This is a genomic window from Rubripirellula lacrimiformis (genome assembly GCF_007741535.1).
GTDB lineage: Bacteria > Planctomycetota > Planctomycetia > Pirellulales > Pirellulaceae > Rubripirellula > Rubripirellula lacrimiformis.
This window is the reverse complement of the sequence record NZ_CP036525.1, coordinates 8,269,475-8,281,574: the sequence shown is the minus strand read 5'-3', so window position 1 is coordinate 8,281,574 and position 12,100 is coordinate 8,269,475. Positions and strand designations below refer to the sequence as shown.

Here is a 12,100-nt window from a genome sequence, read left to right as displayed (position 1 = left end):
GACGCGTGACGCTTGGGCATGGACGCGTGGATCGGGGCGCGATGTTGCTCGGTTACCCCCACAGGAACCAGAAGGTGCCCGCCACGCCGGCCGCCACCGCGGCGCCCGCCATGATACGGTGACGCCATATCCAACAATGGGCCATGAATTTGCTCATCCCGGGCGCGGGATCCTGGAAGGTGTGCAGCGTATCCATGTACTGACCGATGGCGGCGTCGATTTCGGCTTCGGTGACACTGTCGCCGGACAGGCGAGCGGTGCGGATCAGTTTTTCTCGCAAATTGGCACGCAGGTCATCACGTCGAAACATCTCTTCGGCTGTTTCCCGCCGATCACGCATTTCGCGAGCCACGTCCATCACGCGCAAGGTTTCCTGCAGCGTTAAGTTCTCTAGCGGACCGGGCAGATTCGATGAATCGGTGGTCTGCCGGGCGGATGCTTGTGCCGAAGGCATGGATAAGATTCTCTGGAAAAGGAATCGGTCGGACACACCGCAGGCGGTGGCTACGTGTCTAGCGTATCAATTCTATTGAATCATCTTGATCTCGGCAGGGTATGATTGCAGGTCGTCTCTCGAAGCGCTAATCTAAAGCGTGAACGGTTGGCAATCAGTGACCGCGCGGCGCCGTGTTCGAGTGACCTTTCGCGCGATCAATCCCCGGAGACTTCATCGGCATGTCAGATCAAGCCCAAGCAAACGCCCCGAATCCTTCGGCACCGCAGTCCCAGACGACGTCTCGGGATATGCGATCGATGAAGGAATACCTCGATCGTGCCGTCGGCGTGCTCAAGAAATTCGGTGTCGACAACAAAAACACCGCTCCGCAGGAATTGATCGGGTTGTTGGAAGAAGTCAAACACCTGGATGAACAAAAGGTGCTTGCGATCGCGGAAGTGATCCAACACATGAGTTCGTTCAACCAGTTGGTGCGAGAGAACGTCGAAAGCATCAAAATCGGGAACCGATACATGGACATCACTCAGATGTTCGATTCGGTCCGCGAAGATAGCAAACGATTGATCATGCAGTTGGATGACGGCAAGATCAGCGGCACCGAAAAGGTGTCCAATTGGTGGATGAAGATGCGTCGCGGAACGCCAAACGATCGATTCGAACAGATCGTCGAAACCTACAGCGAGGTGGCTAAGGACACCAAGCAGGCGCTCAAGAGCGAAGAAGCGATCATGGAAGGCTACATTGACTTCCGCTTCGCATTGAAGGAAGCCGAAGTCTTGGCTCGCGAAATTCTGGACACCCATGGGCCGATTCTAGAAGCCGCCAAAGCGGGCTTGGCCGACAGCCAGAAAGCGTTGGACGAATACGCCGGCGACGACCAAGGTGGCAAGAGCCAAGCCGAATTGCGACGCGACGAAGCGCGATTCAAGTACGAGAAAGAAGACGAGACCTATCAGTTGTTGAAAGACATCGCCGAAAACCTTGAAATCGGTTACGACGTCGGCGAAACGTTGATCACCAAGCTGAAACAGACTCACGATGTGAAGGAACGAGTCTATCGTCGGGCCGTGACATTCTTCACGACCAACGAACACGTCTTCACCATCTTGGGAACGGTCTACACCAGCCAGCATGGGCTGCACGAAGTCACCCAGGCCACCGAAGCGATGAAGGAAGGCGTCAACAAGGGATTGGAAGATGTCGCGACGCTGGGGCGTGAACTGGAACGGGCCGCTTTGCGGGCCGGATACGGCAGCACGATCAATCCCGAATCGGTCCAGAAATTGGTGGAAGCGATCAGCGGGTTCCAGATCGAATCGCTGGAAATGATCGCCGAACTTCGCAAAGAGTCCGAGGAAAGCACCAAGGCGATCCGCAAATCGGTCGAAGAAGGCAAAAAGCGATACCAGGAAACGCTGGCCAAGCACGCCCGGGGCGACAAGCTGAGCTAGTTTCGGCACGGCCGATCCAGGTGGAATACATTAACGGTGCTTTCGATTTCGATCGGAAGTGCCGTTTTTTTATGCCCGCATCGCGTTCCCGCCTCGCCCTGCCGCCCCTCCTTTCCATGTTTCGAAAGTCGCCTGTGATGATCTCGCCGAGTGCCCGTTCAAGGTCTAAACGGAAATCAAGCGTCCGACCCCTTTTGTGCAAAGCACCCGTAGGGCCGGTTTCCGGCGAAAGGAGGCGGACATTTTTTTCTCGCACGATCCTCCGTTTCCCTTGGCTGTGGATTGGCTTTGTTCTTGGTGGCCTGGGGATGGCGGAATTGGCGGTCGCCGCCCAGCCAACCAACGTGCTGTTCCTGATCTGCGATGACCTGAACTGTGATATCGGTTCCTATGGGCATCCCCAGGTCAAAACGCCCAACATGGATCGGTTGGCCCAGCGCGGTGTTCGGTTTGAAAACGCCTATTGCCAGTATCCGCTGTGCGGTCCCAGTCGGGCATCCTTCATGACGGGAATGTATCCCGATCAAACCTTGGTGACCCGAAACGCGATCTACATTCGCGAACATGTGCCGAACGTGAAAACGATCGCGCAGATGTTTCGGGATGCAAACTACACCGCGACCCGCGTTGGCAAGATCTTTCATTACAACGTGCCGCTGCATATCGGGACCTCGGGACATGATGATCCGTATTCGTGGGACTATACGGTCAACCCGCGCGGTCGCGATCGCAACGAACACGACAAGATCACATCGTTGGTCCCGGGCAGTTTTGGTGGCACACTTAGCTGGTTGGCCGCCGATGGTGACGACAGCGAGCAAACCGATGGCATCGCCGCCGCCGAAGCACAGCGGGTGTTGAAACAGCATGCCGCCGACCAAACGCCGTTCTTCTTGGCGGTGGGTTTGTTTCGGCCACACACGCCCTACGTGGCGCCTAAACGGTATTTCGAGATGTACCCGATCGACGAGATCCAGATTCCCAAGGTCCCCGACGATTATCTCGAAACGATCCCGCCGGCCGCTGGTAAGACCGTTGCCGGCCGAAAGAACCAATGGAACTTGGATCCAAACTTGGCTCGGCAGGCGATCCAGGCCTACTATGCATCGATCACGTTTGCCGACGCCCAGTTGGGGCATGTCTTGGAAACGTTAGAACAAACCGGATTGGATCAGAACACCGTCGTCGTCTTCACGTCGGACCATGGGTATCACATGGGCGAACACGGTCACTACCAGAAGCTGACCCTGTTCGAAAATGCGACACGCGTGCCGTTGATCTTTGCCGGTCCCGGAATCGCGAAAGGCGAAACGTCGGCGTCGATGGCCGAGATGGTCGACTTCTATCCCACGTTGGCTGAACTGACGTCGTTGCAGGCGCCTGCGTCGGTGTCGGGAATCAGCTTGGCGGCGACCTTGGCAGACCCCAGCAAGGCAACGCGAACATCGGCGCTGTCGCAATTGAACGATGGTTTTTCGCTGCGTGTTGCGGACTATCGCTATACCGAATGGGGCGACGAAGCGAAGGGTGGACGCGAGCTGTACGATGTTCGTAGCGATCCCGCGGAAATGCATAACTTGGCCAACGACGCCCAGCATGCCGACGTCGTGAATCGATTGTCCAAGCAACTGCGAGATCGAATGCAGTCATCGCAAACACCGCCCAAGGGGCTGAAGCAGATTCGATTCGAAAACGTTCGCCGAGAGAAGAAATGACGACGCTGCGGTAGGTCGCCGATCGGGTCTCTGTGGCCCGCCCGGCTGCCGCAAGGACTCGGCGGGCTCCTTTTTCTCCCATGATCCCAACGATGATTCGGTTCGGCCAATCGTGGCGCAACATCAACGCAGACGCCGCGTGGTCGCGCTAGTCATCGCTGGCAAGGCTTTCGCGGCCCAGCCACTGGGACACTTCCTTGGGGTCGGGCAGCGAGCATTGTCGGAATTTGCTGATCCGTCCGTCTGCGTCGTCGTACATCAGCATGGTGGCGGCTGATAGTTCGGACGCGATTGGCGAATCGATCAGCAGTGACGAATCGGACTGGTTCATTTGGCCGACGACACGAAGTTCTAGGTCGTGTTGGCTGCCGCGTGGTAGCCATCGCGACAGCGTTTCTGCGGACCCGCAAACCAGCATGACGAACACGCCGGATGGTGGTCCATCGCGAAGCAGACTTTGGAAAGCGGCCGGCCCGCCACCGCCACCTGGGGCGGCGTCTAACGAGAAGCTGAACGATTCATCTTGGCGGAGATCGCGGAACCGTTCCAGGGGATCGATCACGACCACGATCGGTGGTTGATCGGATTCATCGCCGCGTTGCTGGACTTCTTCGCTTAGCCGTACCATTTCAGCGTCGCTATCACGGGGGCGCACCCGTTTGGCTTCGATGCCGGATGCTGCCAGCCAGGGTGCCAACGATTCGCCTTCGTCTGCGCGAGTTCCGTCCAGGTAAACCAGTTCCAGGTCGGGATGTTGCTTGGCGAATCCCGATAGGGACGACGCCAAGACGGCGATCCGCGAACTGGCCGGCGCGATCAACAGCAGATTTCGCCCCGTGTTGCGGGTCAGTCCTAGTGATACCGGTGGCCCGATTTCGACGGATTCCCCCAGCAGTCCGCCCACGGTGGTGGCCGGCTGACTTGTCAGGGCTGCGTCTGCCAAGGCGGGTTTCCAATGACAGGGGCGATTGCCTTCGAAGATCACCGGCGGCAACATGGCTTGCGCATAGCTTTGATCGCGTGCGGTGATCGCGGATAGCATTTCGCGGTGGCGTGTCGCCGGCAGCCAAGCGACTTGGAACGGTTGATTGCCTTCGGCCAGACCGCCCGCATCGTTGTAGATCGCTTCCCCCGGTCGACTGATCAATCGAGCGGCGGTGTTGTCATCGGACAAAATCAATGCGGCGTCCGACTCGCTGCACTGCATGGCGATCCGAACCGCCATTTGTCCTAGTGTTGCACGCGGCAGCGAATAGGCGCCGGCCAACGATTGGCTGCTTAGCACAACATGCATCCCGAATGAACGTCCCTGGCGGACCAATCGGTCTAGCAGCATCGCACAGTCGCCTGCGATGCGGTCGTCACGAACAAACAGTTCCTGGAACTCGTCGATGACCAGCATGATTCGCGGCATCGGTTCCGATGACGCTTCACGATAGTGGGCCAATTCCTGGACCCCCGCGGCACGAAACTTCTCGCCCCGTTGTTGCAGTTCGGCATCCAGACGCTGCAGCACGCTGCGCCCAAATTCTCGTTCGCTTTCGATCCCGATGACGCGCGCGTGTGGCAGCCCGATATCGGCATAGGGTTTGAACTCTACACCTTTCTTGAAGTCCAGCAGGTAATACTGAAGTTGATCGGGGCGATAGCGGTAGGCACCCGAAGTGATGATCGAATGCAGCAGTGTGCTTTTCCCCGATCCGGTTTTGCCAGCGATCAGGACATGTTGGCGAACGCCTTCCCCCAGTTCGACGCTGAGCGATCGATTGGCACCTTGCGATCCCACGGCGATGGCAATTTCGTCGGCAGTCGAACCGGTGCCTTCGACGATTCCCGCCAACACGCTTTCCAGCGGAATTTCGACTCGCGATGCAGCCACCGCAGCGGTGCCGATCGATTCCACCAACGCCGGTCGCAGCGATGATGGGGGCGTCGGCAACGGATGGAAAGGCAGGTCGTCCAATCCTTCTTGTGGGATGGTCCAGCGTCCGGCACCATCGACTCGCAATGTCAGCACTTTGTCGCCGCTGGGGATCGGGATGTCCGACGGCCAAGGGTTGGATTCGTCACAGACCAGCACGGTAAAGATTCCGCAGCGGAGCCCGCTTTCGATCAACGCACGCAGATGTCCGTGGGCTTCCCTGGACAATCCGTTTGGGAATCCTACCGCTGCGATTGCGCGATAGGGTTCGGCCATGGACCCGGCCAATTCGTTGTAGTCTTCGATCCGTTCGAATCGGTCGCGCAGACTGGACTGCAATACGTCTTCGACATGGTGAGCCAATTCGGCCAATCTGGCTTCGATCTTTTGGTCGGTGGTCCAAACGCGGTGGCCGACGATCGCCGGATCGTGATCCGCCAACGCCATGAAACTGGTGAAGTGTTGGCCTCGCCCCAGCGGGTCAATCAACGTCAATTTTGCACGTGACGGTGGGGCGCTGCAGAGCAATCGCCATAGGAATTGATGCGCGACGGCGACCGCCGCATCCATCGATGCCGGGTCCGATCGAATCAACAAGCAGCTTTGGATTCGGCGGTGCAGCACAACGGGCAAACCCGTTGGGATCTCGGCATTGGCCAGCATCTGCGGGGTCGATTCGCCGGATGCCACGGGGGCATCACTGGACCCTTTCTGGGCCAGCAACTGCTGGATGCGTGTATCGACTTGCAAGGAACCGATCGGAACATAGTCGATGACGGGATCATGATTGGCCGCCGGATCCTGGACAACCTTTAGCCATTCGGGAAAGGCTTCGGCGACTTGGTGATCGGTGGAAACCATTCGCTGAAGTCCTCGCCCCACGCCTGCTTTGAGTCGAGTTGCCACGCGCTGCATGTCGGCTACCCGCCCGGCGGCATTGGTTTCACGTTTCTGTTGCAGCGAATGGTCGGTCGATGTCAGGTGGTCGGTGATGTTCTTCGCAACGGCTTCGGCTTTGGACCGCATCGCCGTTCCAACGGCCGAAAATTCGTCAGTGTAGTGGCGGTCCGATTCGACGATCGTCTGCGACAATTGCTGGCGAAGCACGGCCTGCTCGCTGGCCAATCGTGTCTCCAGTGCAGTCAGTTGTTCTTCGCTCCAACGGGCTGCTGATTGCAGGTGCGCGTCCCGTCGGCGAATCAAATCGGCGGATGCTTCGTTGGCCGTTTGGGTCGCGATGTTTCGTCCGCTAGTGGCGCACTCTTCGGCTGCGCGGTGGATCCGTTCGACCACGGGATAAAGACGCCGCGTCATGCGTTTCAGCGGCCACAGCAGGATCAAATAGGTCGTGAATCCCAACAACCCGGCGGGGATGATGCCTGCGGCCATCCACAGGTAGGGTGGCGAAGGAGCGATGAAATAGGCCGCGATTGCCCACAGGACAACGAAGGCAGCGACGCCAGCGGGCAAATAGAAACGGTCCACGATCTGCGATGCGGCGCCGGTTTGCATCTCGCTGATCACGTCGGTGGAACGTCGGGTCAACCGGCTGATCGCATCGATCGTGTCCGCAACCGATTGGGGCGCCGGGACTCGCATGTCGTCTTCCGGATCCGTCGCCGGTGGCACGTCGGGCAGTCGGTCCAAGCGGCGGATGGTCAGGGCGCGAGCCCATTCCAGATTGCTTTGCAGCGTCGTCAACGCATCATCAATGTGTTTGATTTCTTTGCGTTTGATTTGCCCAGGTTGGTTTTTGCGGTTTTCGTACTGTTGCAGTACCGCTTGTCGCCGCGAATCGACTTTCCGTGTGATGACCTTGGTTTCGTCAGCCTGTTTGCGACGGAAGATGACCCCCAACCGATTCAATTCCATCCGGTGGGTCAGTGCCTTCGATTCGTACTGGTACGTCAGCTGTTCTTCGGCTTGGTCCCACTGCGATAGCATCTGGTGTCGCGTTTCGCGGCAATGGGCCAGCGCTTCGGATCGGACCCGTTCCAGTTCGCTCTCTTCCTGTTGACGCTGCTGGGCATGGTACGCCGTCATCCGATCGCGTTGCTGGATCGAGGTCGAGATGCGCTGAGCCAATCCGTCCAGCAGTCGGCGCTGCCTGCGAACGTCAAACAGGCCAGCGGGGCTGACCGACGAATCTTTCATGATCTTCCACCAAGACGAGTGTGTAACGACCGATGGCATGTGGGTCGTCGACGGGCGGAGACGACAGGGGAATCCCGCCGGCGTATCTGTATTCTAGTCGTTCAGCGATTGTGAATCTTCCTGGAGCGCACGATCGGCTTTGCGGACGGTGTCCGAAAAGTCTCGCAGCGCCGCAGCGAATCGGTTCAGGCTGGGACCCAACGTCGTCAGGTGATCTTTTTCGAACTGCACGCGTCGTTGGTCCTGCCAATGTTCACGAACATCGGCCCATTGCCGTGCAAACTCAACAAAGTCTCGTTGCAATCGGCTTTCGCAGTCCGTGACGCGGCCAAGATTGAATGCCATCGGTCGGGCTCGCGGTTGGAAAAGGACGAAAGTGCCAAGGAAACGCAGCAGATTCTTTCTAGTCTAGCACCTGACCCGGGCGGGGCAGGATGCCAGTCAATGATTCCGCTGGCCAATCGCTTGGACGAATCCACGAGCGATCCACCGGCAGGGGTCTAGGGATTGAACGTTCGCAGCATCTTTCGGCCCTTGTACAGGTGGAACAGGTCCGCCGGGGTGATCGGGCGGATGCGACCACCGGTGGGATGGTCGATGGTTTCCAAGCCATCGGTGACGACGACGCAGGGTTTGCTTTCACGCGTCGCCGTAAAGATCCCCGCCTTTTCATCCAAGAACAGTCCTAGCAAGGACGGGCTGATGGATTCATAGCCCAGGTGTTCGAGGTGTTTCTGCAGCGCGTTCATCACGCGGATTTGGCCGTCGTTAAGATGTTCGGCGGCGACGGCGAATATGTCGTCGTGTTCCGCGTGCCACCCAGCGTAGATCGCATAGATGTCGGCCATCGAAAAGTCGGCCACGTCGGTCGACATGGTGAATGTGACTGGTCCGGTGACGCCGACGTTGCTGTAAATGCGTTCGCCAAAGTTGTATTCGAAACGCACCAGAAAAACGTCAACGGGGTCGTTGAAACTGGGCCACAGCATCCGCTTGGAATCGACCACTTCCACCGATGTCGGTGGGACGCCCATTTGGGTTGGCTGACTAAGGTACAGCGCGATCTCGGCTTCGGCTTTGGCTTCGTCGCTGCGATAGCGTTCTTCGATTTCGTCGCCGATGCCCAGTTCATCGCAGTAATGGATCGCCCGCAGCCGAGCCGATGGTTCGCCGGCCAGTTCGATCAAACGCTTTTGACCGGCTTCGTCGCCCAGCCGGGCCAAGGCTCCTGCGGCCTCGCATTGCACGCGTCGGTGTTTCAGTTCAACCGTTTGGTTCAGCTTTCCGATCGATGTTTCGTCGCCCAGCATGCCGACGGTGTCGCACAACGATACCGCTAGCGCGACCGCTTCGCCAAGTTTGGCTTGGACCGTGTCGACATCGTCGCCGAAGCTGCGTGGGTTTTCTTCGAACTGTGCCAATCGTCCGCTGATTTCCCCCAGCAACACGTTCAGGGTTGCCAATCGGTCGGCGGCCGGGTGCACCGGTGACCGGCCATTGCGATAGAGGTAGTTGGCTAGGTCCAATAGGGGCGATGCCAGCGATGGATGTTGCAGCGCGTCCAGGATGGCGGGATAGACCGCTTCGACGGGCCAATCGTCGTGTTGCATCAGTGGGCTGAGGACCTGGGCCGCCTCGATCCACTTCTCCGGTGGCGCCACCTGCAGGATCGAAACCAAACGGTCCAACGCTTGTGGGCTGCGGATCATCGCCAATAGATGCAGCAGCAGGTAGCGATTGGGGGTGCCGGCGGGCAGCGACGTTTCCAGTTTCTGGATCGTGTCGATGTCCAGTTTGGCGACTTCTTCGGCGCCAGCCTGCAAAATCGTCGTGTGGACCACTCGCAGTAAACCACCAGCGATCGCAGCGTCGGATGTCCCCAAATCAGCGGTCCGCTGAACCAATTCCTGGATCAACGCGGGGGCGTGCCCGTTGGCGGCTTCGGCAAGTTCACGCAGTCGCCAACCGGCGGCGACCGGATCGGCTTGGTCGCCTAGGAGTTGATCAAGAGAGTCTTCAAACACGTCAATACAGCCATCGCGGGGGACAAAAGTGAAGTCGATGGCATTGTTATCCCATGATTTGTGCTCGCGCCCAAGTCGCGGGGCAATTCGGTTCCGGCTGTGGCGTCGTGGACCTCGCTAGAAGCCCCCCCCGGCTCCAGCACGGAGGGCCGCCGAATCCGCCAATCCCTGCCCCGTAGCGTAAGTCACCAAGGCGTTCAGCGAATCGGCCGAGTCCCTGACCCGTAGCGCAAGTCGCCAAGACTTTCGGCGTCGTTGCGTGGGCCGAAAGTCCTGGCAATTCGCTGGCAAGTTGGCCTAATTTGGGCCGTTTATTCTTCCGCCCCCCCCGGAACCGTTTGAACCATGATGCAGAACCGTTCGAACCATGATGCGGAAACGTGCGTACAGGTGGGGAGCAAAATCTGCGAAAATTGTCTAGTCGAATTTGCTGACTTTCGGTACTGTCCGGGTTGGAAAGTCACTTTTTCGACACGATCCGTCCCCGCTTGATCCGATTTCTGATGGTCTGGATTACACGTTTCACCCTCTTGGCGTACTTGGTTGGCGGCTGGCTTCTGCCCGCTTCGCACTTCCATGCGCACAACGTGGTGGCGAGCCAGGGCGTGGTTCTTTGTGGTGGGCACCACCACTCCAGTGACGCTTCGCACGACCACGAACACGCGCACGATTCGCTCGCCAGCGATTCGATCGCAGGTGACGGTTCGTCAGCCGACGATGGTTCGCCATCGGATGTTGCTGGCCATCGTGGCTGTGATCGGCTCGCCGATTCGGCCAATCCATCCGCCAATCCAGCGGGTTGTGGCGACAAGCACCTCGATGGGCAATCGGGCCACATCGGCTCGCGTGGAATCAGCGATCATTGCCACAGCGGATTGTGTGTCGTTTGCGTGGCCCAGACGATGGTGTCGATCGTCGTTGTCCACGACGATGTCACGACTCGGCTTGCACCGCCGCTGCCCTGCCCCGCGTTCACTCAGCGATCGCTGTATCTAAGCCCGCTTTGCGGTGCCGATTCTTCGCGAGGTCCACCAAAGATGGCGTAACGATTCTGTTTCGCTCTTTCATCTTTCAGTCTTTGGTTGGATCCAATTCAATGCATCATTTTCAAAACAGTCAGTCTCGCTGCGCGCTCGCAGCATCTCGTCGTCGCGGTTTTACGTTGGTCGAATTGTTGGTGGTGATCGCCATCATCGGTGTGCTGGTCGGTCTGCTGTTGCCAGCGGTTCAGGCGGCTCGCGAAGCGGCGCGTCGGATGAGCTGTAGCAACAATTTCAAGCAGCTTGGCTTGGCACTGCACAACTACCATTCGGCCTACAACCAATTGCCGCGCCAATACGGTGGCACTTGGTCCGACGGAAACACGCCAACCGACATGAACAACCGCATGCAGTTGTCGTTCCTGGTCGGGCTGACTCCGTTCATGGAACAGCAAGCCCTGTGGGAACAAATCTCCAATCCCAACCAGTCGCGTGTCGATGGCGGAACCCAATCGCCGCCGTTTCCGTCGATGGGCGCGGCGCCCTACGTCGATCAATACGTGCCTTGGAATACCGAAATTCCAACGCTTCGATGTCCTAGCGATCCGGGTGTCGGCGAACCATCGATGGGACGCACCAACTATGCCGCCTGCCTGGGCGATTCGATTGACATGATGGATTCGGGCCCTATCCAGATCAACAATGGGGTCCTGGTTCGTCCGACGCCATCCTCGGTTGCCCAGCGTGCCCAGGCCGGATGCCGGGGTGTGTTTGTCGCGCACCGTGATATGCGATTCCGCGACATCTTGGATGGCCTGTCCAACACCGTCATGTGCGGCGAAATCGCGACCGACCTGGGCGACCGAAACAACCGCACGATCGCGGCGATCGAGAACGATACGGACGAAATTCGTGACGAACCCGACTTCTGTTTTCATGACGGACTGGTCAGCCCGCTGCGTCCAAGATTTTGGGCCGACGGAACCGGTGGTGGGACCGTGCCGACCTTGGCTGCGGCTGATCAAGGTCGTGGGTTTCGTTGGGCTTCCGCTGGTACGGTGTTCAGCGAATTCAACACGATCTTGCCGCCCAACCGCGAACTCTGTCTCGGTGGCGATCCTGGCGACGGGGTTTATGTCCCCGGTGTGGCAACGATCAGCAGCTATCACCAAGGCGGCGCCCACATCTTGCTATCCGATGGCGCAGTCTCCTTCATCACCGATTCGATCGATGCCGGCGACATCCATATCGGCAATGTTTGGTCCGGTGGCACCGGTGGGGCGGCGGTTGGAAGTGCCAGCCCCTACGGGCTGTGGGGCAGCCTGGGCACGCGTGCTTCGGGTGAAGTCGTCAGCCAAGATTTCTAGGCTGCAACAACCCACTAAACTCGATCGACCC

The 12,100-nt window shown here is 58.6% G+C and carries 8 protein-coding genes; 4 read left to right on the top strand and 4 right to left on the bottom strand.

Annotated features, from left to right (window positions below; genetic code table 11):
* Nucleotides 1-52: 52 nt before the first annotated feature.
* Nucleotides 53-454 carry a DUF6384 family protein gene (locus K227x_RS29000; RefSeq protein ID WP_145176386.1) on the bottom strand — a complete coding sequence of 134 codons (402 nt, stop codon included), beginning with the start codon at nucleotides 452-454 and terminating at the stop codon, nucleotides 53-55.
* A gap of 221 nt (nucleotides 455-675) precedes the next feature.
* Here K227x_RS29000 and K227x_RS28995 point away from each other — a divergent pair, with 221 nt between their 5' ends.
* On the top strand, nucleotides 676-1,908 hold the full coding sequence (locus tag K227x_RS28995) for a cell surface protein (protein ID WP_145176383.1): 1,233 nt from the start codon (nucleotides 676-678) through the stop codon (nucleotides 1,906-1,908).
* Nucleotides 1,909-2,216: 308 nt separating this feature from the next.
* Nucleotides 2,217-3,623 carry a sulfatase gene (locus tag K227x_RS28990; RefSeq protein WP_145176380.1) on the top strand — a complete coding sequence of 469 codons (1,407 nt, stop codon included), beginning with the start codon at nucleotides 2,217-2,219 and terminating at the stop codon, nucleotides 3,621-3,623.
* 148 nt (nucleotides 3,624-3,771) lie between these two features.
* Here the strand turns inward: K227x_RS28990 and K227x_RS28985 are convergent, their stop codons facing one another.
* From K227x_RS28985 to K227x_RS28975, 3 genes are all read right to left on the bottom strand, one after another.
* Complete coding sequence (locus K227x_RS28985; protein WP_145176377.1) at nucleotides 3,772-7,698, bottom strand: FtsK/SpoIIIE domain-containing protein; 3,927 nt, start codon at nucleotides 7,696-7,698, stop codon at nucleotides 3,772-3,774.
* A 93-nt stretch (nucleotides 7,699-7,791) separates the two neighbouring features.
* On the bottom strand, nucleotides 7,792-8,043 hold the full coding sequence (locus K227x_RS28980; RefSeq protein ID WP_145176374.1) for a hypothetical protein: 252 nt from the start codon (nucleotides 8,041-8,043) through the stop codon (nucleotides 7,792-7,794).
* A gap of 155 nt (nucleotides 8,044-8,198) precedes the next feature.
* On the bottom strand, nucleotides 8,199-9,722 hold the full coding sequence (locus tag K227x_RS28975) for a HEAT repeat domain-containing protein (protein ID WP_246146367.1): 1,524 nt from the start codon (nucleotides 9,720-9,722) through the stop codon (nucleotides 8,199-8,201).
* A gap of 503 nt (nucleotides 9,723-10,225) precedes the next feature.
* Here K227x_RS28975 and K227x_RS28970 point away from each other — a divergent pair.
* Both K227x_RS28970 and K227x_RS28965 read left to right on the top strand, forming a co-directional pair.
* Nucleotides 10,226-10,768, top strand: a complete 543-nt coding sequence (locus K227x_RS28970; RefSeq protein ID WP_145176368.1) for a hypothetical protein — start codon at nucleotides 10,226-10,228, stop codon at nucleotides 10,766-10,768.
* A gap of 50 nt (nucleotides 10,769-10,818) precedes the next feature.
* Nucleotides 10,819-12,069 (top strand): DUF1559 domain-containing protein, encoded by a 1,251-nt coding sequence (locus K227x_RS28965; RefSeq protein WP_145176365.1) that lies wholly within the window; start codon nucleotides 10,819-10,821, stop codon nucleotides 12,067-12,069.
* The last annotated feature ends 31 nt before the right edge of the window (nucleotides 12,070-12,100 follow it).